This window comes from Gilliamella apicola, from assembly GCF_000599985.1.
GTDB lineage: Bacteria > Pseudomonadota > Gammaproteobacteria > Enterobacterales > Orbaceae > Gilliamella > Gilliamella apicola.
In genome coordinates, this window is the sequence record NZ_CP007445.1 from 459,901 (window position 1) to 484,736 (window position 24,836).

Here is a 24,836-nt window from a genome sequence, read left to right on the forward strand (position 1 = left end):
TGTAAAATTGCACCATGTAATAATAGTGAAAATAATTAAAATATACAAGAAATGTCAAAATCAAAAAATAACCAAAAATAAAACAAATTGTTATACTTTAAGATGATGTTGCTTGATTTTAAAAATAGATTATAGTTACTAAAAAGGTAAATAAATAGAAAAGACTAAGAAGGAATCAAAATGCTAATTTTAACTGCTAAAGATATTGAAAAATTCTATACCATGCCAGAGGCAATAGCTGCAGATAAACAAGCCTTAAAAATTTATACTCAAGGAAAAAGTGATGTACCGTTACGTATCAATTTCGATATGCAAAAAGGACAATGTTTGTTTATGCCTGCTCATATAAAAGGTAAAGATATTGTAGGAATTAAAATAGTTTCAGTATTTCCAGATAATCCTAAATTAGGCAAACCTTCTGTACCGGCTCAAGTCATGATGATAGATCCACAAACAGGTGAAGTCTGTGCGATGTTGGATGGAACTTTTGTAACCCAACTTAGAACAGGGGCTGTGCAAGGTGCTGCAACCGATCTTTTAGCTCGTAAAGATTCTAAGCGAGCCGTGTTGATAGGTACAGGTGGACAAGCTGCTTCACAATTGGAGGCAATGTTAACCGTTCGTCCATTAACTGATGTGGCAATCTTTGGGCTTGATGCTAATAAAGGTAAGCAATTTACCGAGTTAATGAAGAAACGATTTGAACATTTTTCTGCTAATCTTTATTTTTCTGAAAATTTAGATGAAGATATTTATCAAGCGGATATCATTACCTCTGTTACCACTTCAAAAGAAGTGACTTTTAATGGTGATTTAGTTAAACCTGGAGCCCATATCAATGGCGTTGGGGCATATATGCCAGATATGCACGAAATCCCAAGTAATATTGTTGAAAAAGCCGATATTCGAGTGCTTGATACAAAAGACGGTGTATTTTCCGAAGCGGGTGATATCATTGATCCAATTGAACAAAAACTTGTATCAAAAGATGATTTTTTAGAATTAGGTGATTTAGTTTTAAATCCACAACTTTGTCGTCAAAATGAACAGCAGATTACTTTATTTAAAACAGTTGGAACCGCAGTACTTGATGTCTATGTTGGTTATGATATTTACCTCAAAGCAAAAGAAAAAGGTATTGGCTTAAATATCTAATAAAGTAATAACCTGAAATTTGTAAAAAAGTTTCAGGTTAACTATACGTTTAAGTAGAAAACTAACTTTTTAACTCTTCTTTTTTGGATCGTCCAAGCAATTCCATCGCTGCTTGTTTGGGATCTTTATGTTCATATAAAATTCTATAAATCTGTTCAGTAATAGGCATATCAACATGGTGTTTTTGTGCAAGTGACCAAACTTCTTTGGTGTTTTTACAACCTTCGACAACTTGGGCAATAATATCTTGAGCCTCTTGAATAGATTTATTTTGACCAAGTAATATTCCAAAGCGACGGTTACGAGATTGATTGTCTGTGCAAGTTAAAACTAGATCACCAAGTCCTGCCATTCCCATAAAAGTTGCAGGATCAGCACCTAATACTGCACCTAGACGCATCATTTCGGCAAGCCCTCGGGTGATTAACGCGGTTCTGGCATTAGCTCCAAAGCCTAAACCGTCGGACAGGCCTGCACCAATAGCAATAACATTTTTTATTGCGCCACCAAGTTGTACTCCAATAAAGTCTTTACTGCTATAAACACGAAAACTTTTACTACAGTGAAATAGACTTTGTAATTCAGTTAAAAATTCCTCATTAGTTGATGCGACAGTTACTGCAGTTGGTGAGCCAGATGCCACCTCTTTGGCAAATGTTGGTCCAGAGATAACCGCTAATGGGATTTTATCACCTAGAATTTCTCTAGCTACATCTTGTAACAACCTGCCAGTATCAACTTCAAGCCCTTTAGTTGCCCAAACAATTTTGCTATCTTGACGTAAGAAAGGTTTAATTTGTGTTAGGATACTAGCAAAAGCATGACTTGGTACGACAATTAGTAAAATAGGTGCAGCTAATACGGCTGTTTGTAAATTACTTTCAATTTGTAACAAATCAGGAAAAGGTATATCTGGCAAAAACTGCCTATTTTGCCTGTCATGCTGCAAAACAGTCATTTTATCTGGGTTATGTCCCCACAATAATGTAGAGTGACCATTTCGAGCTAGTAAGATAGCTAAAGACGTTCCATAAGAACCCGCTCCAATAACTGTCACAGCAGCATTTTTTTTCATAATAATCAAAAAACCTTTTATTAATTAATACTAAAACTATTGCAATGTTTCAGTTGATTCAGCTTCTGCCTGTTGCTGGATATAATTCATATACAATGCTTCAAAATTTACTGGTTCTAAATTCACTTGCGGGAATGAGCCTTTATTTACTAAACTTGAAATCACTTCACGTGCGTAAGGGAATAAAATATTTGGACAATAAGAGCCAACACAATGTTGAACTTGGCTTTCATCAAATCCGATAAGTGAAAAAATACCTGCTTGAGTCACTTCACAAATATAAACAATTTCTTCTTGTTGTTTTACTGTTACAGTAACACGTAGTGCAACTTCATAAACGCCTTCATTTAAGATTTGTGAAGATGAATTTAATTCCAAATTCATGTCTGGTTGCCACTGTTTAGTAAAGATTTCAGGTACATTATTGGTTTCAAATGAAACATCTTTAGTATAAATACGTTGAATTGCAAATTGTGTTTCAGGTTGTTGAGTATTATTTTGTTCTGTCATGATAAAACCTTATTTTTGAATAATATTATTTTTTAACAAGTGGTAAATTTTCGCCATTCCAACCAGCAATGCCATCTTTCAACACAGATACATTTAAAAAGCCTTGTTTGATAAGTGTTTCACCAATGCTAGCAGATGATAAACCATTTTCGTCGATCAAAATGATGGAATTTTCTTTAAATTTTTCAATTAATTTTGAACTGGAATTTTTAATATCGATAGGCAAAATATTATGAGCGTCGGTGATATGCCCCTTTTTAAAATTATCTGCCGATCTAATATCAATAATAATAGCATTTTCTTTGTTAATCATATGGATTGCTTGAGCATTATCAATAACTTTAACCTTAGATAGTTTACTTTTAACAGTTAGTACGATGATTGCGATAAATAGCCCAACCCAACCTAATGAAAGCAAATGATGATTTTTTACAAAAGGTAGAATTTCGAGTGTTATAAAGTCCATACTTATATAATTACCTAATTTTTTAATAATAAGACAAGATTATAACGGTATTATGCATTGAAATACAGTGCTTAAAGGAGAAAACTTAATTTACATGAAACTGTATTAGTTTAATTTTAGATTTGAGTTACATATAATTTTAATAGGTTATTTTAATTTTATGTTTTTTTATAAGTCTATTTTATTTATGTACTTTAGATCCCAAATCTAGTTACTTCATTATTTTCTATTATTCATAATGTTATTTGTTCGTGATTAGATGGTCATAAATTAAGGAAAAACGTCAATTTAAAAATCAGAAATGAATCTTGCTTAGTGATTAATATAGTGAAATTTCTCTATTTTAGGGCATTAAAAACGATCATTTCTAGACAGATGAATGATTTTGGTGCGTTGATTTGGTGCTTATTGCTTTAAATTGGTGCAAATTGTACATTTATGTTAATCTTATTGGAGATAAATTCACTAAAATAGTGTGGTCAAAAAATGGCATCATATTTGCATAATAATATACAACTCGGCAAGAATGCCTTTTAAACTGAACAATTATTTGTCCTCAATGGAGAAGATACATGTCTATACAAAGAGTTTTAACGCTAATTAAAGAAAATGATGTGGAATTTGTTGATTTACGTTTTACTGATACTAAAGGTAAAGAACAACATGTTACTATTCCAGTTAGTCAAATTGATGATGATTTTTTTGAAGATGGTAAGATGTTTGATGGCTCATCAATTGCTGGTTGGAAAGGTATTAATGAATCAGATATGGTATTAATGCCAGATGCATCAAGCGCTGTTATTGATCCGTTTTTTGAAAGCAAGACACTTAATATACGTTGTGATGTTTTAGAACCAGCTACATTGCAAGGTTATGATCGTGATCCTCGTTCAATAGCTAAACGAGCAGAAGATTTCTTAAAATCATCTGGTATTGCTGACACCGTCATTTTTGGACCAGAACCAGAGTTCTTTTTATTTGATGATGTACGTTTTGGTTCACCGATGTCCGGTAGCTTTGTTCATATCGATGATATTGAGGCTGCATGGAATTCAGGCACTAAATATGAAGAAGGTAACAAAGGGCACCGTCCTGGAGTGAAAGGTGGTTATTTTCCACTTCCACCAGTTGATTCATCACAAGATATTCGTTCTGAAATGTGCTTAATTATGGAACAACTTGGTTTAATCGTTGAAGCACATCACCATGAAGTAGCTACTGCTGGTCAAAACGAAATTGCTTGTCGTTTTAACACATTAACTAAAAAAGCTGATGAAGTTCAAATTTATAAATACGTTGTTCAAAATGTTGCTCACGCTTATGGTAAGACAGCAACGTTTATGCCAAAACCAATATTTGGTGATAATGGTTCGGGTATGCACTGTCACCAATCACTAGCTAAAGATGGCGTAAATCTTTTTGCGGGTGATAAATATGCAGGTCTTTCCGAAATGGCACTGTTTTATATTGGTGGGATTATTAAACATGCTAAAGCAATCAATGCATTTACTAACCCAGCCACTAACTCTTATAAACGTTTAGTACCAGGTTATGAAGCCCCAGTTATGCTTGCTTATTCAGCGCGTAACCGTTCAGCCTCAATTCGTATCCCTGTTGTTACAAGCCCTAAAGCTCGTCGCATTGAAGTTCGTTTCCCAGATCCAGCAGCGAATCCATACTTAGCATTTGCAGCACAGTTAATGGCTGGTTTAGATGGTATTATCAATAAAATTCATCCTGGTGATGCAATGGATAAGAATTTATATGATTTACCTCCAGAAGAATCTAAATTAATTCCACAAGTAGCGGGCTCACTTGAAGAGGCATTACAAGCATTAAATTCCGATCGTGAATTCTTAACTCGTGGTAACGTATTTACTAATGATACCATTGATGCTTATATCGATTTAAAACGTCAAGATGTTGATCGTGTTCGTATGACGCCACATCCAGTTGAATTCGAATTGTACTATAGTCTATAAGTAAACACTTTATGCCTTAGCCACCACTATATTTAGTGGTGGTTTCTAAAGGGGACGGAAATCCAACGATGACATTTGATAATGAATCTGATGCTAATCTTGTTCTCGATTCGATGATCACAAGTATTTTGTTATTAGATAAAAAACTCAATATTTTTTATGCTAATACTGCTGCGCAACAATTACTGGCGCAAAGTTCTAAGAAATTATTAGAAAGTTATTTTCCAGATTTATTGAGTTATTTTTCCTTAGATGTTGAATTGATGCTGAGCGCATTAGAAAAAAATCAAGGTTTTACGGATAATGAAGTTAATTTAGTTGTTAATAATGAATTACATATCTTATCGTTAACGGCACAATTATTAACAAACGGTCATGTATTGATCGAAATGGCACCATTAAATAATCATAAGCGGTTAAGTCAAGAGCAATTACAACAAGCCCAACAAAGTGCAGCACGTGAATTAGTAAGAGGGCTTGCTCATGAAATTAAAAACCCTCTTGGCGGTCTTAGAGGCGCTGCTCAGTTATTATCACGCGAACTACCTAAAAATGAATTGCAAGATTATACGCAAATAATTATTGAACAAGCAGATAGATTAAGGAATCTTGTAGATAGGTTACTTGGCCCCCAACAGCGATTGCAGCAAAAAGAACAGAATATTCATAAAGCAATTGAACGAATATATGCATTGCTTTGTTTGGAAAAGCCAATCAATGTTGTAATTTTACGTGATTATGATCCCAGCTTGCCTGAATTCATTCACGATTCAGAGCAGATTGAACAGGTGATTTTAAATATTGCTCGTAATGCCTTACAAGCTATTGGTACTAAAAGCGGAACTATTACAATTAGAACGAGAACAGCATTTCAGGTAACTTTACATGGACAGCGTTATCGTCTCTGTACGCGCATAGATATTGAAGACAATGGACCAGGTGTTCCTGTCCATATCCAAGATACTCTGTTTTATCCAATGGTAAGTGGCTATGAAGGCGGTACTGGTATAGGACTTTCTATTGCACATAATATTGTCGATCAACATCATGGTAAAATTGAATTTAATAGTTGGCCTGGGCATACAGAATTTTCTGTCTATTTGCCAATTAAGCAGTGAGGTAAATTAAAATGAATGTTTGGATTGTTGATGATGATAGTTCTATTCGTTGGGTATTAGAAAAAGCATTAACCAATGCTCATTTTAACTGCATTAGTTTTGCAAGTGGTCAAGAAGTGATAGATGCTTTAGTTACTAATCCTCAAAAACCGGCAGTTTTAATCTCAGATATAAAAATGCCAGGCATGGATGGCTTTACATTGCTTCATCATGTTAAAGAACAATATCCTGATTTACCTGTTATTATTATGACAGCTCATTCAGATCTTGATGCTGCAGTCAATGCATATCAAAGAGGAGCTTATGATTATATTCCTAAGCCTTTTGATGTCGATGAAGTCATTCAACTCGTAGAGCGAGCTATAATTCAAACTCAAAGTAAAAAAAATAGTAATAATACGACCGCTAAAGCATCTACTGGTATTATTGGCGAAGCGCCTTCTATGCAAGAAGTGTTTCGCATCATTGGTCGTTTATCTAAATCATCGATAAGTGTTTTGATTAATGGAGAGTCGGGAACTGGTAAGGAACTGGTTGCTAAGGCACTGCATACTCATAGTCCTCGTTCACAATCACCGTTTATTGCACTTAATATGGCTGCAATTCCCAAAGACCTTATTGAATCAGAACTATTTGGCCATGAAAAAGGTGCCTTTACAGGAGCAGCACAAATTCGTCATGGACGATTTGAACAGGCTAATGGAGGAACATTATTTTTAGATGAAATTGGTGATATGCCACTTGATGTGCAAACAAGATTATTAAGAGTGTTAGCTGATGGGCAGTTTTATCGTATTGGTGGATATTCACCTGTCAAAGTTGATGTACGTATTATCGCTGCAACTCATCAAGATTTAGAAGCAAGAGTTAGAGAAGGAAAATTTAGAGATGATCTGTTTCATCGCCTAAATGTAATTCGTATTTTATTACCTCCACTACGCGATAGGGCTCAAGATATTCCAAAACTGGCAGAGCATTTTTTAAATACCACAGCGAAAGAATTGGGTGTAGAAAGTAAAGTATTTAGTGTTGAATCGTTAGAGGTATTATGTAAGTTTAATTGGCCAGGTAATGTTCGTCAGCTTGAAAACACTTGCCGCTGGGTTACAGTTATGTCTTCTAGTAAAGAAATACTTGTACAAGATTTACCACCAGAGTTATTGCAATTAACTGTACCTAAAAACATCACACGTCAGGAAATTAGCATTCAAGATAGTAATCAAATGCAAAAAAACATTGATTGGCAATATCAGCTTGAACAATGGGCCAAAGAAGCCTTGCTTGCAGGCAAGGTTGGCATTTTAACCGAGGCGGTAGCTGATGTTGAGCGAATTTTATTAAATTGTGCATTGAATTTTACTCGTGGACATAAACAAGATGCTGCTCATTTATTAGGTTGGGGACGTAATACATTAACTAGAAAGCTTAAAGAGTTATCTGATAATAAGTAATTATTAATAGTACGCTGTTTTTGTAAAATTCATTGTTTCAGCTTAAAAAATTACTGTTTTTATCAGTTTCTTTGGTATTATTTTGCTGTTTGCTTAAAGTTCATTGAACACTTATTTATTTTTAGTTACAATTTGGTGTAAATGATAATTATTCTATTTATCATTTATGCGCTTTTGAACTAAGCTAATAATTAGGAGTTACAATGTATTCATCTATCAAAGTAAAATTTTTAGTATTACTAACCGCTTTATTTGCATTGGTTGGTTGTGACGATAAAAAAGATGCACCTGCTGATAATAAAACATCAATCGTTATTGAACATGCTCAAGGTAAAACCGAGGTACCTGAAAATCCGAAAAAAGTGGTGGTATTTAATACCGCGACATTAGATATTATCGATGCATTAAATATTCCTGTCACGGCAGTTCCTCAATCGGATGTACATTTTCCAGATTTCTTATCAAAATATGCTGATAAAACCTATACTAATGTAGGTACACTATTTGAGCCAAATTATGAAGTGTTAAGTACTCTTCAACCTGATGTAATTATTGCTGGTGGACGTGCAAATGATGTCTATAAAAAATTAAGTGATATTGCACCAACAATCTCGCTTGATCTAGATCCTAATAATTTCTTAGCTAGCTTAACGGAGCGTACTGAACAATTAGGTAACATTTTTGGCAAACAAGAAGAAGCAAAAAAATTACTTGCTGATTTTAATCAAAAAATTGAACAGTTAAATCCAAAAGCAAGTACAGCTGGAACCGCTTTAGTTATTATGATTAATGGTGGCAAAATGTCTGCTTATGGACCAAAATCACGTTTTGGCTTTATTTTTGATGTACTAGGTTTTAAACCTGCAACAATATTCCAAGAAGCGGGACGTCATGGTAATGCGGTAACTTCTGAATTTGTATTAAGTGTTAATCCTCAATGGTTATTTGTCCTAGATAGAGACAACGCAATTGGTAATAAAGAAGCTCAATCAGCACAGCAAGTTTTGGATAATGAATTAATTCAGAAAACGGATGCATGGCAACAAAACCATATTGTTTATTTAGATTCTACATCAATGTATATTTCTGGTGGTATCCAAACTTATAGTCGTTTAATGGACCAAATAAGTGATGTTTTACAAAAAACATCAACAAACTAAATAAACCATGACTAAAACAGTTTACTTTATTGCAGGCATTGTTTTTTTATTAGCAATGGCTGTATTAAGCTTGTTTATTGGTGCAGGGCATGTAACTTTATTCGATCTTTGGTCTGACAGTAATATGCGACAAATCTTTTTTGTTAGCCGTGTTCCTAGAACAGTGGCTTTACTCTTAGCTGGTAGTGCCATGAGTGTTGCAGGTTTAATTATGCAACTACTTACCCAAAATCGATTTGTCGAACCTTCTCTAGTAGGAACTACCCAATCAGCTAGTTTAGGATTATTAGTGATGATGGTACTTGCTCCCGGCGCAAGTGTTATGATGAAAATGGTTGTAGCGAGTTTATTTGCTATGGCTGGCACTGTATTATTCATGTTTATTTCTCGCAAAATTATTTTTAAATCTGCACTTATGGTACCACTTGTTGGGATAATGCTTGGTGCAGTGATTAGTGCAATTTGTACTTTTTTTGCTATGTATTTTGATTTACTGCAATCACTTGGAGGCTGGGAGTCAGGTGATTTTTCAGGTATTTTACAAGGTCGCTACGAGCTATTGTGGCTTGTTGGAGGCATTACTTTAATTGCGTGTTGGAGCGCAGATCGTTTTACTGTTGCAGGATTAGGCCGTGACTTTTCTGTCAATGTTGGACTTAATTATAATCAAGTGATGTTAACAGGGCTTATTGTCATAGCTCTTATTGGTGGCATTGTCGTTGTCGTTGTTGGTGTATTACCATTTTTAGGATTAATTGTTCCTAACATTGTCAGTTTAATATTTGGTGATAATGTCCGTAAAACCATACCTTGGATATGTTTATTCGGTAGTGGGTTGGTTTTACTTTGCGATATTATTGGGCGAGTTATTCGCTATCCGTTTGAAATTCCCGTTAGTGTCATTCTTGGTGTGGTAGGGGCTATTATTTTTTTAGTATTGTTGAGTAAAAAACGTCATGCTAGTTAATCAAAAACGCCTTATTTCAAGTCGAAGAACAATATTATTACTAGGTATTGCCGTTTTTTGTATTGTTTTTTTTATGACATTTAATTTAAAAGGCAATATTAGTTATATTTTAAGTCATCGAGCTTGGATTGTCTTAACCATGATTTTAGTGGCTTTTTCTGCTGCAACTTCTACTCTGCTTTTCCAAACTGTTACCAATAATCGAATTTTGACTCCCTCTATAATGGGATTTGAATCTTTGTTTGTGTTGATTCAAACGGTGGTTGTCTTTTTTATTGATGCTCAAGGCATTCCTTATATTGGAATTATTGGTAAATTTATCTTTGAATCATTGCTACTAATTTTATTTTCTCTATTTTTGTATCGAGGATTATTTACCAAGCTCAAACAGAATCTTCATTTAGTTTTATTAATTGGAATCATTTTAGGCACGCTATTTCGTAGTTTTTCTAATTTGTTACAGAGACTAATGACACCAACTGAATTTGCTGTTTTACAAAGCCGAATTTTTGCAACATTTACTCGAGCTGAACCTATTTTGATTATCTTTTCATTAATCATTGCCACAGTTATAGGACTTTTTTTATGGCGCATGCGGTTTAGATTCGATGTATTAGCGTTAGGGCGTGATAATGCTATTAATTTGGGCGTCGATTATCAAAAAAGTGTCACCATTATTTTATTACTTGTTTCGGTATTAGTTGCAATATCAACGGCACTGGTCGGTCCTTTTACTTTTCTTGGTCTGCTTATTGCCAACTTAGCTTATAGTATTAGTGGTTCAAGCCAGCATCGTTTTTTATTACCAACTGCTTTTTTATTAGGTGTAATTTTTCTTGTTGGTGGACAGATGTTTTTAGAACATATCTTAAACATGGTAGGTGCATTATCTATTGTAATTGAATTTATTGGTGGTTCATTGTTTATCTTCTTATTATTGAAAAAGGTTCCAATGTGATAGAAATTGATAATATTAGTAAAAAATATCAAACTATACAGGTATTAAAAAATGTGAGTGCAACAATATCACAAGGTGGTATTACAGCGATTATTGGCCCAAACGGTGCAGGTAAATCGACACTATTATCAATTATTAGTCGTTTATTGCTTGCTGATGAAGGGCTAGTAAAGATTCAAAATATGGATGTTGTTAATACGCCAAGCGATAAACTTGCAACCTATCTTTCAGTATTAAGGCAAGAAAATCGTTTTACCAGCAGACTTACTGTTTTTGAATTAGTTGGATTTGGTCGTTATCCTTATAGCAAAGGGCGATTAAATAAAGATGATTTAATGCATATTAATCGTGCTCTTGAATTTTTGAATCTAACTGAATATAAAGATCGTTTTTTAGATGAACTTTCTGGAGGACAACGTCAACGTGCTTATGTTGCAATGGTACTTTGTCAAGACACAGAATATGTATTACTTGATGAACCATTAAATAACCTTGATATGAAGCATGCGGTTGCGATGATGAAACAGTTACGTCGCGCTGCTGATGAATTAGGTAAAACGATTGTTATCGTCATTCATGATATTAATTTTGCTTCAGTCTATTCCAACTATATTTTAGCAATGAAAAATGGAGAATTAATTTATCAAGGAAATCCAGATCAGATAATGGACTCTACTATTTTAGAAGATATTTTCGATACTCCTGTTCAGATAGAAAAAGTTCATGATCAAAATATTGCAATCTATTATTGATAGATATTTAACTGTTAGTAATAAAAATATTAAATATGTTCAATCAAATAGAGAAACGATTGTTTACTATTTTCTCTTATTCATGTTAAATAAATGACAATACTTTTGCCGAGATAATAATAATGAAATTAGAGGAAATCGCACTGATAGCTGGCGTTTCAAAAACAACGGCTAGTTATGTTATAAATGGAAAAGCAAAAAAATATCGCGTTAGTGATCAAACAATTGAAAAAGTAATGTCAGTTGTTAAAGAGCATGATTATCAGCCCAATGCGGTTGCTGCAGGATTAAGAGCGGGTAAAACCCACACTATTGGCATTATTATTCCTGATTTAGAAAATATTAGTTATACTCGAATTGCCAATTATTTAGAGCAATTGATAAGAAAAGAAGGTTATCAAGTACTGCTTTCATGTTCAGAAGACGATCCCAAAATCGAAAAAGAGTGCGTTAAGCATCTTCAACAAAGGCGAGTTGATGCGTTAGTGATTTCTTCATCATTTGTTTCTGTCGACGATTATGTTTTTTATGATGATTGGCAAAATACCAAAATTCCATTATTTGCTCTTGATAGAATTTTACCCATTTCTAAATTTAGGAATATAGTGGGTGCGGATAAACAAGATTCTAAAACCTTGGCTCAAGCATTTAATGATGTTGTTCAGGGATCTATGGTTTATCTTGGCGCATCGCCTAACTTATCAGTCAGTCAACTTCGCCTAGATGGGTTTAACGATATTAGATTTGATAATTATAACCATGATAACTGTAATAAAGTTGATTTTTTATATGCAACTAATTATAGTCGTCATGATGCTGATATCGCTTTTAGTCAATGGTTAGAAAATCATGAATTGCCAGACGGTATTTTTACTACGTCTTTTTCTTTGCTTCAAGGGGCTATTGATGCAATCTTAAGAAAGTTCGGTCATTTACCTGAAACATTAACAATTGCTACTTTTGGTGATAATGAGTTATTGGATTTCTTGCCTTGTAAAGTTATATCACTTTGTCAAGATCATAAAGAAGTTGCTAAAATGACAATAAAAATGTTATTAAACAGCTTGCAAAATGAAAGCTATCAACCGGGTATTACCGTTATTCCTAGGCGACTAATTTATCGTGGTAGTTTAAGCAGAAATCGAACTTTATAAAACAGATTGTTTTTTTAACAAAATTTTTAGTTGAATTTTATACAAAAAGAAGATCCAGATCACATATTTTCTATTAATAGAGATAATTTATTTGATAATTAATATAATTTTCGTCATTATTGCTGAAACGATTCAATAAATTATTTAAGCAAAATAATATGAATTATGTTAGATGATTTAATATAGCAACCCAGAGGTATTTATTATATGTTTCATTTAGTTAAAGAAGATATCCATTTAAATGAACAAGCCACTAACAAAACTGAGGCCATAAAAAAGGTAGCTGCTGCTTTAACCAGTGCAGGATTTGTTGAGGAAGGATATGTAGATGGAATGCTCGAACGCGAAGCTCAAGCAGCAACTTATCTGGGTATTGGTCTTGCTATCCCTCATGGTACAACTAAAACTCGTCATTTGGTTAAAAAAACAGGTGTGCAAGTTTTTTGCTTTCCTAACGGAGTTGAATGGGGCGATGATGGCGAAAAAGCTTATCTAGCCATTGGTATTGCAGCTAGTTCTGATGAGCATTTAGAGTTACTTCGTCAATTAACACATGTGCTTAGCGCTGATGGTATTGAAGAACGTATTAAAAACATTAAATCAACAGATGAAGCAATTGCCATTTTAACTGGAAAACCAAGCATAGAAGATAGCCAATTTAGTATAAATGAATCTTCATTATTATTGGATATCCCAGCTGATAGTTTAGGAACTTTACAAGCCTTAAATGCTTCTCGTTTAAAACGACAAAATGCAGTAAATACCAATTTTATTGCTTGTGTACTAGAAAATAAACCAAACTATTTGGGTAGTGGAGTTTGGTTTAATGATAGTAAAGAAGGTAATTTAAAAAATGCGATAGCGATCAGTCGTACAATAAGTGATTTAAATGAAGATGGTAAACCAGTTAAATTGCTTATCACTATGTCGATGATTAATGATGCTATTGCCGATGTTGTAAATAATTTGGCCTCTTTAGTATTTAATAAAAAATTAGATCTCTTATTGTCAGCCAATATCGAGAAAATTATTGATTTACTGCTATCTAACCATGAATCTCCAGTATCAAATTTGCTTGAGACTGAATCATCCACTAGAAATCAAACTTCAGATACAAATAACCAAGTATTAACTCGTGAATTTATTGTTCCGAATGTAAATGGTTTACATACTCGCCCATCATCAGTATTAGTTAAATTAGTGAAAGAATTTAAAAGTAAAGTCACTGTTGCAAATCTTGATAGTAAAGCAGAGCCAGTTAGTGCAACAAGCTTAATGAAAATTGTTGCCCTTGGTGCTAAAAAAGGTAGTCGATTACAGTTTACTGCTGTAGGTGATGATGCCACTCAAGCACTATATGCAATTGGGAAAGCTATTGAAAGTGGCTTAGGTGAGGGAACTGAATAATGAATTGTCGCGTTGCAACCATTACTTTGAATCCAGCTTATGACCTTTTAGGATTTTGTCCTAAAGTAGAGCTTGGCGATGTTAACTTAGTTCATACTAATGCATTACTAGCCGCTGGTAAAGGAATTAATGTCGCTAAAGTATTATCAGATTTAGATGTTAAATTAACGCTAGGTGGATTTTTAGGTAAAGAAAATCGTGATGGTTTTAATTTATTATTTGATTCACTTAATGTTGAAGATAAATTTCAAACTGTGGAAGGTCGTACCCGGATTAATGTTAAATTAACAGAGGAAAATAGCGAAGTAACGGATCTAAACTTTTCTGGTTTTACTATTACTGAACAAGATTGGCAAAGTTTTGTTACAGATTCTCTCGAATGGTTAAAACATTTTGACATGATCGCTATTAGCGGTAGTTTACCAGCAGGAGTGTCACTCGACAAATTCACCACATGGATAAAACAAGTTAAAACAATTTGTCCAAAAGTTGTCTTTGATAGTAGTCGTGATGCATTAGTTGCAGGATTGAAAGCAAAACCATGGTTAATAAAACCTAATGACAAAGAGCTTGAAATGTATGTGGGACGCAAGTTATCGACGTTAGCTGAAATAAAAGTGGCTGCTATGGAACTTATTAATAATGGCATAGAAAACGTTGTTATTTCACTCGGTAGCAAAGGTGCTTTGTGGGTAACTAAACATGAAGCATGGTTAGCAAAACCACCAAAATGTAATGTAGTAAGTACTGTTGGTGCAGGTGATTCAATGGTTGGTGGATTAATGTATGGTCTGATGACCAATCAATCAATTAAAGATACCTTAGTTTTCGCGTCAAGTGTTGCTGCGTTATCTGTTGGACAAGCCGGAGTTGGTATTGCTGATCGTCAGGCTGTAACCAATATGTTGGATAAAATTGAAATCATTGCTGGATAGGAGTATTCATGAATATTTACATAATTGAGGGTAGCAATGCAGGCCCTGTTAATGGACGTTTGGCTAAAGCTGAATTGGTTTTAGCTGCTAATTCATTAAATTTAAATATAGTCGATAGTGCTGTATCTGCAGAAGTAACTGTTGTCATCGGCTCAGGTGAAGTCAGTGATAAAACAGTTATCGGTAAAAAGGTTTATATAGTTAGTGATCTTAACGATATTTTTGCTGATCCTAACCAAGTACTTACTGATGCACAAAGTAAAGCATCTATTTTCGAACAATCTGCACAAATTAATACAAGTTCTGTATCTGGCAGTGGTGTAAAACGTATTGTTGCTGTTACCGCTTGTCCAACGGGTGTTGCTCATACATTTATGGCAGCTGAAGCGATTGAAGAAGAAGCGAAAAAACGCGGCTGGTGGTGTAAAGTTGAAACGCGTGGTTCGGTTGGTGTTGGTAATGAATTAACGCCAGAAGAGGTGGCTTCGGCTGATGTAGTGATTGTAGCATGTGATATAGATGTCAATTTAAGTAAGTTTGCAGGTAAAAAGATGTACCGAACTAAAACCGGTCCAGCTCTTAAAAAAACTGCACAAGAATTAGATAGGGCTTTTGAAGAAGCTACAATCTATCAACCAACTAGTTCTGCTTCAACAACAAAATCAAGTAACGAGAAGAAAGGTATTTATAAGCATTTATTAACTGGTGTATCTTACATGTTACCAATGGTTGTTGCTGGTGGATTAATCATCGCTTTATCATTTGCTTTTGGTTCATTTGAAATGGTTGATGGTGTACAAAAACTGGTAGGTGAATCTCATTTAGCAGAAATTGGTGGGCTTGCATTCTCACTGATGGTACCTTTACTTGCTGGTTATATTGCTTATTCTATTGCTGATAGACCCGGTTTAGCCCCAGGGCTTGTAGGTGGTTTACTTGCTGTTTCTACTGGTGCGGGCTTCTTAGGTGGTATTGTCATTGGTTATTTTGCTGGTTATTTAGCAATGTTAATTGCTAAGTATTTACCATTACCGAAAACACTTGAAGCATTAAAACCAATTCTTATTGTGCCATTACTTGCGACATTAGCTACAGGCTTAGTTATGCAGTTTATTGTTGGTACGCCGATCGCATGGCTAATGGGCGCTTTAACTGAGTGGTTGAAATCAATGGGAACTGCCAATGCAGTTCTGTTAGGTGTAGTTTTAGGTGGTATGATGTGCACTGATATGGGTGGACCAATCAATAAAGTTGCTTATGCATTTGGTACAGGCTTAATTTCGGCTCAAGTATACGCACCAATGGCAGCAGTTATGGCTGGCGGAATGGTTCCTCCTTTGGCCATGGGTATTGCTACATTAATTGCTCGTAAAAAATTTGCTAAAGCTGAACAAGAAAGTGGTAAGGCTTCATTAGTATTAGGTTTATGTTTTATCTCTGAAGGGGCTATCCCTTTTGCTGCGCGTGATCCATTACGTGTTATTCCTTGCTGTATTATTGGTGGTGCAATTACAGGTGGTTTAGCGTTAGCATTTGGTTCACAACTTATGACGCCGCATGGTGGGTTATTCGCTTTAGCAATCCCAGGAGTTGTTAAACCTGTTGGCGGTTATTTATTATCTATTTTAATTGGTTCTCTTGTGGCCGGTGTTGGTTATGCAGTTCTAAAACAGCCAGAATCAACAGCAGAAACGGCTTCTGCTTAAAATTACTTATTTAAATGCAAAATGCCATCAATTGATGGCATTTTTTATTTTTGAATTATTTTTTTACCCAACGTTGCAAATCTTTAGGAATAAAATCATCTATTTTTTGTAGAATCGATTGTGGCTCATCAGACACAATTAAAGTTTTATAAAAACTGTCTCTAACAAATCCTTCATCAACAGTATGTTGTAAAAAATCTAGCATAGGTTGCCAAAATTTGGCTGGATTATACAATGCAACTGGTTTTTCATGATAACCAATTTGCATACCTGTCCATACCTCAAAAAGCTCTTCTAATGTGCCAGTTCCGCCTGGCATAGCAATAAACCCGTCAGCAAGTTCAGTAAGTCTTGCTTTACGTTGATGCATATTTTCAACAATTTCTAATTGGGTAAGTCCATGATGTGCAGTTTCGGCTTTAACCAATCTTTCTGGAATAATACCAATAACCTCTCCACCATGTGCTAAAACAGCATTAGCAATAACGCCCATTAAACCTTTATTTCCTCCGCCATAAATTAATCGTCTACTTTGCTTTGCAATTAACTCGCCTAATTGTTCTGCAGTCGAATGATATTCTGGACGAATTCCTTCGCTGGCACCACAAAAAACACAAATATTCTTTTTCATAACTATTTATTTACCTTAGATATATAATTTTATCTATTCTAGCATGTAATTATCGAATTTGATTACAAGCTGAGCAATTAAGTTTAATTAATGTTTTTCACATTGACATAATCATTATAGAACGTTACTATCTTACTCCAAGTGTTCCTCCATAGTTCAGTCGGTAGAACGGCGGACTGTTAATCCGTATGTCACAGGTTCAAGTCCTGTTGGAGGAGCCAATTTTACATAATTCCTTTCTTTTTATCGTTTAGCTTTCAAGCTTATATATAAACGTTTTAGTTGCTACCTTTCCCCCCCTTTGTAAAAATTTTTTTTGATTTTTGATTAAAGTTTACTTTAAAGAAGTTGTTATATAATTATATGTTTAATATGAATAAGCTTATAAAAAATATAGGGTTATTTTTATTGAACTTTATTATTTGCTAGTTTAAACTCGACAAGTCGATTGAATAGCATAAAAGTAATTTAAAAGGAAAAGGATTTAAAATATGAAAAAAACACTTGTCGTTTTGGCAACTATCGCATGTTTCCCTGCTTTGGCTCAAACTGATGCAAGAGGATTTTATTTAGGCGGTCAATTAGGTGCGAGTATTTTAAAAGCAAACAATATTAAAGATACAGTATCTTATTATAATTACTCGGAAGATTTTAAAATAGAATCTTTCAAAAATGGGAGAGTCGCGGGTGCATTAAATATTGGTTATAATTTCAAATATGATTATGACCTTCCTTTACGTGCTGAGTTATCTTATACGGTGCGCGGTAATTCAGATAAGAAGTATAATTATAGCTATGATAATGTTGTTAGGAAAGGCGATCATCTTCAAACTAATGATGAACATAAAGTTCGTATGAACACTTTAATGTTCAACGTATATTATGATATTGAAACTAATCGTTCAATTACTCCTTTTGTTGGCGCAGGATTAGGTGTTGCTTTCACTAAATTGGATCAGACATATTCAGCACAATATGAAAGCATTTATTATGATGTATCTGGTTCAGCTGGTATGTCAGATACAAAAACAAAGTTTGCTTGGAATGTAGCTACTGGTGTAACTTATAATATTGATGAAAATTTAGATATAGATTTTACTGCGCGTTATGTTAATGCGGGTAAAACTTCTGTAAAAACAAATATTCAAGGGATTAATGTAAAAGGTGAAGCTAAACTAAGTTCAATTGATTTATTAGCAGGTATTCGTTATACTTTCTAGTATTTTATTTAAACAATAAAGGGCTTTTTTGCCCTTTTTTATTTTTTCTGTTTTTTTCCGAACTCAAGGCAAATTATACTACAAACTCATTATTTATATCTTTAGCAACAGATCATTATTTTTTATAACGCCAGATGAGTTCTCCTCCTTAATTTATAATCCTATGTTTCATTATTATAAAAAGTCAATTTATTGATTTATAATCAATATTATAAACTATAACTGTAAGTAAAATAACTAGATGGATGATTTATTGATTTGAAATTACTTTACCCAACAATAAAATAATTAACAAAAAAAAGAAAAAATTATGTTAATCGTATGTAGTAAGGTTATTTTTTGTGGCGTATAATTTAAATCTCTTTTTTAATATTTTAGTGTAAATTAAAAATGAAACGAAACTTAATAATTGCAGCACTAATGTTAACTAGTCTATCTTGTGTGGCAGAAGAACATACTTCTCATTGGGGATATGAAGGTCAAGAAAAGCCAGAAAATTGGGGTAAGTTATCACCTGAATATTCTACATGTGAAAATGGTAAAAACCAGTCACCTATTAATATCGACCATGTGTTAAAAACACAGCATGAGAATTTAACGTTTTCTTTTGAAACAGGTAAACAAGAAATTGTTAACAACGGACACACTATTCAGGTTAATGTTACTGGTAATAATCAGTTAACATTAGATGAGCAAATCTTTACGTTACAACAATTTCATTTTCATACACCAAGTGAAAATACTATTAAAGATAAACATTATCCAATGGAAGCCCACTTTGTTTACAAAAATAAAGCTGGTGAACTTACTGTTGTTGCATTAATGTTTAATAGCGGTGAAGCAAATTCTGAAATTGAGAAGGCTTGGCAACAAATGCCAACAGAAGTGAATAATAAAACAATTTTAAACAAAACTGTTGATATCAACACATTATTTCCTAAAAAATTAGATTATTACCGCTTTAGTGGATCATTAACAACACCGCCGTGTACTGAAGGTGTAAGATGGATTGTATTAGAACAAGCGACTACTGCTTCCGATGAACAAATTCAAAAATTCCATTCAATCATGCATCATGACAACAATCGACCTGTTCAGCCATTGAATGGTAGGGTTATTGTTGATTGATTTATTTATTTATTTGACTGGCTTTGTAATAAATATGTATAAAGCCAGTTATAATAAGTTTTAAAATTGACAAATTTATTAAATGTAAAAGTTAAATATAAAGATTTTCACAACAAAATTCATTTATAATTTGAATATTAATATGTTAATTGATTCTTACATGTATTTATTGTAGTATTAATCTGAAAATATTAGTTCTGAGTAAAGGATATCGGACATTTCTTTGTTTCCTAAATCACGATCAAAGAGATCTTGTAATTGTTTATCAAATTCCAGATAATACTTTTTAAATTTTTCTCTATGATAAAGCCTTTTATATAAATATTTTCTAGCGTAAAGACCATGATAAATATCTTCATAAGAATATTGCTTTTTTTCCCAATCTTTTAATGTGAATAATTGAATTTTTTCTTCAAATGAAAGCTTATTTGCTTTTTTAATTAGTACACATCGCGAAGCAGTTATGCCATGAAGAATTTGTCGCGTATCACTTTCCCTGTTTATATTAACCAAGAAAGAGCTTTCTATTATAGTTCGTTTAGCAAATATCGCTATACAATAGCGATGAGGTCTTTTCCAATCAATCGGCTTATTCAGTTCCATTATAAATTTTTTAGCTTCATTAACCCATTTATTTTGGTCTAATCCATTTATACAAAGTGTTTTATACGTCTCATTTGTATCTCGTCGAAAAATAACTACAAAAGCACCAGTATAAGGCTCAGTTTGGTCTATGAGTAAGACTCGAGCATCGAAATAACTATTTTTTATTAAAGATATGTTTACTCTTTTCCTATTTCCCATTTTAATCACCTTATAACATATAAACTGATATTCATTACATTTACCAAATATTAAACTAAGACAGTGTTAATTGTTTTATTCATTTTAATAACGATAATACAATAAAAAATAATTTAATTCATTATGTTATGAAGTAATTATTTGATTATAAGTTGTAATAATTAAAAAGCTAAAATGTATATAAATTATCAGACATCAAATCAACAATAACTGTTATAAAACAACATATGATTAATGTTATTATCTAAATATTATTGGAAAATGTTATGTACTAACTGAAGGATGACATTTGAAAAAGCCCCCCTCAGATATGAGGAGTGGTTATTATGGAGAATTGAAGTGTGTAACCCAAATATGAGGCACGGTATGAATAGCGCGATAGGGTTAATGATTAACTAGCTTTAAATTGCGGTTACCTGATAGTGAGACATTTCCTTGGCTTGCTTGCTCGACAAAGTCACCCCACCAGTCAAGCATAATACGCTTTTGATGTTCATATTCTGCTTTGTTGTAGGCTCGCCTTACTGCGTTTTTATCTACATGCGATAACGCGCTTTCAATGACATCATAATTAAAGCCTTGTTCGTTTAAAGCGGTACTAGCTAAAGCTCTTAATCCATGCGCAACTAACTTATCTTTGTATCCCATGCGCTTTATTGCCATGTTAGCGGTTTGGTTACTCATTGGCTTGTTATAAGGCGGTCTTACTGTTGGGAAAACAAACTCACTTTTATTATTAATAGTTTTCATTATCTCAAGGATAGCTAATGCCTGTGATGATAAAGGTATATTGTGTGGTCTATCCATTTTCATGCGTTCGGCAGGAATACTCCATAATTTTCTATCAAAGTTTATCTCGTCCCACTTAGCCCCTACGGCTTCACTTGGTCGCGTTAAAGTTAGCAATTGCCATTCAATAACGCATCGAGTTTGTAGTTCAATATTTGCCATAGCCAGTGCTTGCATAAATTCGGGTAATTCAGTAGGGGGAATAGTTGGCTGATTTTTAACTTTTGGGCTATTAAAAACATCGGTGATTTTGGCTAGAGGATTATTATCGATAATTCCCATATTGACAGCATAATACATTATTTCATTAATTCGCCGACAAACTCGCTTAACTGTTTCGTATTTATTGTTGTTATTTAATGGCTGTAGTGCATTAATTGCTTTAATAGCTGTTACTTGGTTAATGAGAATGTCTTTTATATATGGAAAAACATGATTCTCTAATGAGCGCCAAGCTTTTTTTAAGGTTTGTTCTTCTAATCCTTGTTCGGTTTTGAATTTAAACCATTTTTGAGCCATAGCATAAAAAGTATTATTGCTAGCTTCTTGTTGTAGTTGCTCTTGTTCTGCCTTATGTTCTTGAGGATCTCTGCCTTGTTTAATTAATTCGCGCGCTTCGTCCCGTTGTTTTCGCGCTTGTTGTAGCGAAACTTCCGGATAACTGCCAAAACTTATTAATGCCCCTTTTTTGGTATACGGGCGCGTATACTTAAAACGCCAAATTTTAGAGTTATTCGCTTTGATTAAAAGATACATACCACCACCATCAAATAAAGAATAATCCTTATCTCTTGGTTTGGCTGCTTTTATTTGTGTGTCGGTTAATGGTAGAGTCTTTCTTGCCATAATGATTTTAGGTATATTGTGTTCGTATACCTAAGCATATACCTAAAAATTCTGGCTGTAAATGTATCTTACTGATGCTTAATTAATAACAAAATAGGCTTTAAGCCTTATGTTTGTTAGTTTTGATGTGTTTTAAAGGATTTAAAAGAATGTTAATGAATATTGAATTGGTGCCGTGGGCGGGACTTGAACCCGCATGCTCTTAGAGCACTACCCCCTCAAGATAGCGTGTCTACCAATTTCACCACCACGGCGCCGTTTTTATTCAGGAATATCTGATGTTGGATTTACTTGTCCAGGTTGAACAACGGGATCTGCTGTCGAAGTAATGCTACCCCCGTTTTGCTGAGTTGTTACTGGAGCAGTATCTTCAAGATTGTCAAATTCACCAGTTGAGGTAATGTGAGCGCGACTACCTAAATTAGATAAAACAATACTTATCACAAAAAATAATATACCTAATAAAGTTGTTGTGCGAGTCAAAAAGTTCCCACTTCCTGATGAACCAAATAAAGTTGCTGACGCACCCGCACCAAAAGAAGACCCCATATCGGCGCCTTTTCCTCGCTGAATTAAAACTAATACGATTATTGCAAGTGCAATGATCAAATAACTTATAATTAAAAGTCCGTACATTTCAACCTGTCAATTTTATGTTTTATACAACAGAATTTATTGAAGCGAAATATTAACGAAAGACAGACCAACAAGCAAGTAAAATTTAAGGTATTGTTGGCATAATTTGAGTTTTGACACTTTAAAACTATTATCAATATTAATTTTTATACTAAAAAAATTATATTCGTTTGTTGTTTTTAATCGGTAGGGTTGTTAATTTATAGCAATTATTTATTTTTAGATACAAAATAGAACTTTATTATGCCATTTATGATGAAGTTACAGTAATAAATATCATTTTAAATTAACATTTTCAAATGATTTGATCTAACAAATTATTTTTCTAATCCATTTCAGATTCAATATTTGTTAGATTAAATTGTATGTTTTTTTCGAAAAACAGTATAATGACCGCCATTTTTATTTAGATCACGCCTTAGTTTTATGAAATTTATTGTTAAACTCTTTCCTGAAATCACGATTAAAAGTGATTCCGTCCGTTTACGTTTTATCAAAATATTGACTAGCAATATTCGTAATATATTAAAACATCATATAGAAGATGTTGCTGTTATTCGTCATTGGGATTTTATTGAAGTTCGTCCAAAAATAGCAAATAGTGAAACATTGATTCTAGAGCTATTAACTCGAATCCCTGGTATTCATCACATTTTAGCCGTCGATGAACTTATTTATGTCGATATGCATGATATTTTCGAAAAAGCTTTAAATTACTATGCCCCATTAATTGAAAATAAAACTTTTTGTGTAAGGGTTAAACGCAGAGGAAAGCATGATTTTACTTCAATTGATGTTGAACGTTACGTTGGTGGTGGACTTAATAAATATGTGCCTTCAGCTAAGGTAAAGCTAACACGCCCTGAGGTTACGGTTAATTTAGAAATTGACAATGATAAGTTATTGCTAGTTAAAGGTCGACATGACGGTATTGGTGGTTTTCCAACTGGTACTCAAGAAGATGTTATCTCACTTATTTCTGGTGGATTTGACTCAGGTGTATCAAGTTATATGTTGATGCGACGAGGTAGTAGAGTTCATTATTGTTTTTTTAATCTTGGCGGGAAAACTCACGAAATTGGTGTAAAACAGATGGCTCACTATTTGTGGGAACGTTTTGGAAGTTCACATAAAGTACGTTTTATTGCTATCAATTTTTCGGATGTTGTCGGTGAGATTTTGGAAAAAATTGATGATGGGCAAATGGGCGTAATCTTAAAAAGAATGATGATACGTGCTGCATCTAAAATAGCTGAGCGTTATAATGTACAAGCTCTTGTAACTGGTGAAGCTCTTGGTCAAGTATCAAGCCAAACATTAACTAATTTACGCTTAATTGATAATGTTAGTGATACATTGATTTTACGCCCACTAATCACTCACGATAAAGAAACCATTATCAATCTTGCTCGACAAATCGGCACTGAAGATATTGCTAAAACCATGCCTGAATTTTGTGGTGTAATATCTAAAAGTCCTACTGTTAAAGCCATTAAAGAAAAAATTGAAGCAGAAGAGTTGAATTTTGATTTTTCAATACTTAATAAAGCTATAGAAGATGCAGAAAACATTGATATTCGTGAAATAGCTAAACAATCAGACACAACAATTCAACAGGTTGAAACTGTATCTACTCTTAATAACGATCATATTATTATTGATATTCGTCCTTCAGATGAACAAGAGGATGATCCTTTACTATTTGACGATAATGTTGAAATTAAATTAATTCCGTTTTATAAATTAGCTTCCCAGTTTGGTGATTTGGATCAAAGCAAGCAGTATTTGCTTTATTGCAACCGCGGAGTGATGAGTAAATTACAAGCTCTTTATCTTATTGATCAAGGTTTTTCTAATGTTAAAGTATTAAAATTGTAGAACTTAACAATTATTTACTATATTGTTAGTATTGATAGTATTTTTTGCATATATAATAACTTGGTAAAGTGTGAAATCTTGATGTAATTCGATAAAAATAAATATGAT

General features: G+C 33.5%; 22 protein-coding genes and 2 tRNA genes. 16 read left to right on the forward strand and 8 right to left on the reverse strand.

Annotated features, from left to right (window positions below):
* Positions 1 to 180 precede the first annotated feature (180 nt).
* Entirely contained in the window at positions 181 to 1,155 is a 975-nt protein-coding gene (locus GAPWK_RS02155; RefSeq protein ID WP_025314652.1) for an ornithine cyclodeaminase, read from the forward strand.
* A 61-nt stretch (positions 1,156 to 1,216) separates the two neighbouring features.
* On the opposite strand, the gene gpsA is transcribed toward GAPWK_RS02155, so the two are convergent.
* The 3 genes from gpsA to GAPWK_RS02170 are packed head-to-tail and all read right to left on the reverse strand — an operon-like array spanning position 1,217 to position 3,206.
* Positions 1,217 to 2,230 carry an NAD(P)H-dependent glycerol-3-phosphate dehydrogenase gene (gene gpsA, locus GAPWK_RS02160; protein WP_038517051.1) on the reverse strand — a complete coding sequence of 338 codons (1,014 nt, stop codon included), beginning with the start codon at positions 2,228 to 2,230 and terminating at the stop codon, positions 1,217 to 1,219.
* A gap of 36 nt (positions 2,231 to 2,266) precedes the next feature.
* Complete coding sequence (secB, locus tag GAPWK_RS02165) at positions 2,267 to 2,740, reverse strand: protein-export chaperone SecB (protein ID WP_025314654.1); 474 nt, start codon at positions 2,738 to 2,740, stop codon at positions 2,267 to 2,269.
* A 25-nt stretch (positions 2,741 to 2,765) separates the two neighbouring features.
* Complete coding sequence (locus GAPWK_RS02170; RefSeq protein WP_025314655.1) at positions 2,766 to 3,206, reverse strand: rhodanese-like domain-containing protein; 441 nt, start codon at positions 3,204 to 3,206, stop codon at positions 2,766 to 2,768.
* A gap of 572 nt (positions 3,207 to 3,778) precedes the next feature.
* On the opposite strand from GAPWK_RS02170, the gene glnA reads away from it, so the two are divergent.
* From glnA to fruA, 11 genes are all read left to right on the forward strand, one after another.
* Positions 3,779 to 5,188 carry a glutamate--ammonia ligase gene (glnA, locus tag GAPWK_RS02175; RefSeq protein ID WP_025314656.1) on the forward strand — a complete coding sequence of 470 codons (1,410 nt, stop codon included), beginning with the start codon at positions 3,779 to 3,781 and terminating at the stop codon, positions 5,186 to 5,188.
* Positions 5,189 to 5,256: 68 nt separating this feature from the next.
* Positions 5,257 to 6,306 carry a nitrogen regulation protein NR(II) gene (glnL, locus tag GAPWK_RS02180; protein WP_025314657.1) on the forward strand — a complete coding sequence of 350 codons (1,050 nt, stop codon included), beginning with the start codon at positions 5,257 to 5,259 and terminating at the stop codon, positions 6,304 to 6,306.
* An 11-nt stretch (positions 6,307 to 6,317) separates the two neighbouring features.
* A complete protein-coding gene (glnG, locus tag GAPWK_RS02185; RefSeq protein WP_025314658.1) occupies positions 6,318 to 7,757 on the forward strand; it encodes a nitrogen regulation protein NR(I) in 1,440 nt (479 codons plus the stop codon).
* 203 nt (positions 7,758 to 7,960) lie between these two features.
* Complete coding sequence (locus GAPWK_RS02190) at positions 7,961 to 8,917, forward strand: siderophore ABC transporter substrate-binding protein (RefSeq protein WP_051516220.1); 957 nt, start codon at positions 7,961 to 7,963, stop codon at positions 8,915 to 8,917.
* Between the two features lie 7 nt (positions 8,918 to 8,924).
* Positions 8,925 to 9,884 (forward strand): ABC transporter permease, encoded by a 960-nt coding sequence (locus tag GAPWK_RS02195; RefSeq protein WP_025314660.1) that lies wholly within the window; start codon positions 8,925 to 8,927, stop codon positions 9,882 to 9,884.
* Complete coding sequence (locus GAPWK_RS02200) at positions 9,874 to 10,842, forward strand: iron chelate uptake ABC transporter family permease subunit (protein ID WP_025314661.1); 969 nt, start codon at positions 9,874 to 9,876, stop codon at positions 10,840 to 10,842. Before GAPWK_RS02195 ends, GAPWK_RS02200 begins: the two co-directional genes overlap by 11 nt.
* Positions 10,839 to 11,594, forward strand: coding sequence for an iron ABC transporter ATP-binding protein (locus tag GAPWK_RS02205; RefSeq protein WP_025314662.1), 756 nt, complete (start codon positions 10,839 to 10,841; stop codon positions 11,592 to 11,594). Before GAPWK_RS02200 ends, GAPWK_RS02205 begins: the two co-directional genes overlap by 4 nt.
* Positions 11,595 to 11,716: 122 nt before the next feature.
* Positions 11,717 to 12,748, forward strand: coding sequence for a catabolite repressor/activator (gene cra / locus GAPWK_RS02210; protein WP_025314663.1), 1,032 nt, complete (start codon positions 11,717 to 11,719; stop codon positions 12,746 to 12,748).
* A 207-nt stretch (positions 12,749 to 12,955) separates the two neighbouring features.
* Positions 12,956 to 14,155, forward strand: a complete 1,200-nt coding sequence (gene fruB, locus GAPWK_RS02215) for a fused PTS fructose transporter subunit IIA/HPr protein (RefSeq protein ID WP_025314664.1) — start codon at positions 12,956 to 12,958, stop codon at positions 14,153 to 14,155.
* The gene (fruK, locus tag GAPWK_RS02220) at positions 14,155 to 15,090 is read left to right on the forward strand and encodes a 1-phosphofructokinase (RefSeq protein WP_025314665.1); all 936 of its coding nucleotides are present in this window, start codon (positions 14,155 to 14,157) and stop codon (positions 15,088 to 15,090) included. Before fruB ends, fruK begins: the two co-directional genes overlap by 1 nt.
* An 8-nt stretch (positions 15,091 to 15,098) precedes the next feature.
* Entirely contained in the window at positions 15,099 to 16,796 is a 1,698-nt protein-coding gene (gene fruA, locus GAPWK_RS02225; protein ID WP_025314666.1) for a PTS fructose transporter subunit IIBC, read from the forward strand.
* 55 nt (positions 16,797 to 16,851) lie between these two features.
* Here the strand turns inward: fruA and GAPWK_RS02230 are convergent, their stop codons facing one another.
* Positions 16,852 to 17,427, reverse strand: a complete 576-nt coding sequence (locus GAPWK_RS02230) for an LOG family protein (RefSeq protein ID WP_025314667.1) — start codon at positions 17,425 to 17,427, stop codon at positions 16,852 to 16,854.
* 145 nt (positions 17,428 to 17,572) lie between these two features.
* Between GAPWK_RS02230 and GAPWK_RS02235 the strand changes: the two genes are divergently transcribed.
* The 3 genes from GAPWK_RS02235 to GAPWK_RS02245 all read left to right on the forward strand — a co-directional run bounded on the left by GAPWK_RS02235 (position 17,573) and on the right by GAPWK_RS02245 (position 19,775).
* Positions 17,573 to 17,648, forward strand: a tRNA-Asn gene (locus GAPWK_RS02235).
* Between the two features lie 270 nt (positions 17,649 to 17,918).
* Entirely contained in the window at positions 17,919 to 18,647 is a 729-nt protein-coding gene (locus GAPWK_RS02240) for an outer membrane protein (protein ID WP_025314668.1), read from the forward strand.
* Positions 18,648 to 19,037: 390 nt separating this feature from the next.
* Positions 19,038 to 19,775: a carbonic anhydrase gene (locus GAPWK_RS02245; RefSeq protein WP_025314669.1), complete on the forward strand. Its 738-nt coding sequence runs from the start codon at positions 19,038 to 19,040 to the stop codon at positions 19,773 to 19,775.
* 177 nt (positions 19,776 to 19,952) lie between these two features.
* Here the strand turns inward: GAPWK_RS02245 and GAPWK_RS02250 are convergent, their stop codons facing one another.
* The 4 genes from GAPWK_RS02250 to secG all read right to left on the reverse strand — a co-directional run bounded on the left by GAPWK_RS02250 (position 19,953) and on the right by secG (position 22,850).
* The gene (locus GAPWK_RS02250; protein ID WP_025314670.1) at positions 19,953 to 20,579 is read right to left on the reverse strand and encodes a hypothetical protein; all 627 of its coding nucleotides are present in this window, start codon (positions 20,577 to 20,579) and stop codon (positions 19,953 to 19,955) included.
* Between the two features lie 384 nt (positions 20,580 to 20,963).
* Complete coding sequence (locus GAPWK_RS02255) at positions 20,964 to 22,214, reverse strand: integrase domain-containing protein (protein ID WP_025314671.1); 1,251 nt, start codon at positions 22,212 to 22,214, stop codon at positions 20,964 to 20,966.
* A gap of 168 nt (positions 22,215 to 22,382) precedes the next feature.
* Positions 22,383 to 22,468, reverse strand: a tRNA-Leu gene (locus tag GAPWK_RS02260).
* A gap of 7 nt (positions 22,469 to 22,475) precedes the next feature.
* Positions 22,476 to 22,850, reverse strand: a complete 375-nt coding sequence (gene secG / locus GAPWK_RS02265) for a preprotein translocase subunit SecG (RefSeq protein ID WP_025314672.1) — start codon at positions 22,848 to 22,850, stop codon at positions 22,476 to 22,478.
* Between the two features lie 426 nt (positions 22,851 to 23,276).
* Between secG and thiI the strand changes: the two genes are divergently transcribed.
* Positions 23,277 to 24,728, forward strand: coding sequence for a tRNA uracil 4-sulfurtransferase ThiI (gene thiI, locus GAPWK_RS02270; RefSeq protein WP_025314673.1), 1,452 nt, complete (start codon positions 23,277 to 23,279; stop codon positions 24,726 to 24,728).
* Positions 24,729 to 24,836: the final 108 nt, after the last annotated feature.

Bases quoted from the DNA above. Each gene is read 5' to 3' on its own strand.
- fruK (WP_025314665.1), top strand. From the start codon at position 14,155: ATGAATTGTCGCGTTGCAACCATTACTTTGAATCCAGCTTATGACCTT.
- fruA (WP_025314666.1), top strand. From the start codon at position 15,099: ATGAATATTTACATAATTGAGGGTAGCAATGCAGGCCCTGTTAATGGA.
- GAPWK_RS02245 (WP_025314669.1), top strand. From the start codon at position 19,038: ATGAAACGAAACTTAATAATTGCAGCACTAATGTTAACTAGTCTATCT.
- GAPWK_RS02195 (WP_025314660.1), top strand. From the start codon at position 8,925: ATGACTAAAACAGTTTACTTTATTGCAGGCATTGTTTTTTTATTAGCA.
- gpsA (WP_038517051.1), bottom strand. From the start codon at position 2,230: ATGAAAAAAAATGCTGCTGTGACAGTTATTGGAGCGGGTTCTTATGGA.
- cra (WP_025314663.1), top strand. From the start codon at position 11,717: ATGAAATTAGAGGAAATCGCACTGATAGCTGGCGTTTCAAAAACAACG.
- secB (WP_025314654.1), bottom strand. From the start codon at position 2,740: ATGACAGAACAAAATAATACTCAACAACCTGAAACACAATTTGCAATT.
- GAPWK_RS02250 (WP_025314670.1), bottom strand. From the start codon at position 20,579: ATGGGAAATAGGAAAAGAGTAAACATATCTTTAATAAAAAATAGTTAT.
- GAPWK_RS02255 (WP_025314671.1), bottom strand. From the start codon at position 22,214: ATGGCAAGAAAGACTCTACCATTAACCGACACACAAATAAAAGCAGCC.
- GAPWK_RS02240 (WP_025314668.1), top strand. From the start codon at position 17,919: ATGAAAAAAACACTTGTCGTTTTGGCAACTATCGCATGTTTCCCTGCT.
- glnL (WP_025314657.1), top strand. From the start codon at position 5,257: ATGACATTTGATAATGAATCTGATGCTAATCTTGTTCTCGATTCGATG.
- GAPWK_RS02230 (WP_025314667.1), bottom strand. From the start codon at position 17,427: ATGAAAAAGAATATTTGTGTTTTTTGTGGTGCCAGCGAAGGAATTCGT.
- thiI (WP_025314673.1), top strand. From the start codon at position 23,277: ATGAAATTTATTGTTAAACTCTTTCCTGAAATCACGATTAAAAGTGAT.
- fruB (WP_025314664.1), top strand. From the start codon at position 12,956: ATGTTTCATTTAGTTAAAGAAGATATCCATTTAAATGAACAAGCCACT.
- secG (WP_025314672.1), bottom strand. From the start codon at position 22,850: ATGTACGGACTTTTAATTATAAGTTATTTGATCATTGCACTTGCAATA.
- GAPWK_RS02190 (WP_051516220.1), top strand. From the start codon at position 7,961: ATGTATTCATCTATCAAAGTAAAATTTTTAGTATTACTAACCGCTTTA.
- glnA (WP_025314656.1), top strand. From the start codon at position 3,779: ATGTCTATACAAAGAGTTTTAACGCTAATTAAAGAAAATGATGTGGAA.
- GAPWK_RS02200 (WP_025314661.1), top strand. From the start codon at position 9,874: ATGCTAGTTAATCAAAAACGCCTTATTTCAAGTCGAAGAACAATATTA.
- GAPWK_RS02155 (WP_025314652.1), top strand. From the start codon at position 181: ATGCTAATTTTAACTGCTAAAGATATTGAAAAATTCTATACCATGCCA.
- glnG (WP_025314658.1), top strand. From the start codon at position 6,318: ATGAATGTTTGGATTGTTGATGATGATAGTTCTATTCGTTGGGTATTA.
- GAPWK_RS02170 (WP_025314655.1), bottom strand. From the start codon at position 3,206: ATGGACTTTATAACACTCGAAATTCTACCTTTTGTAAAAAATCATCAT.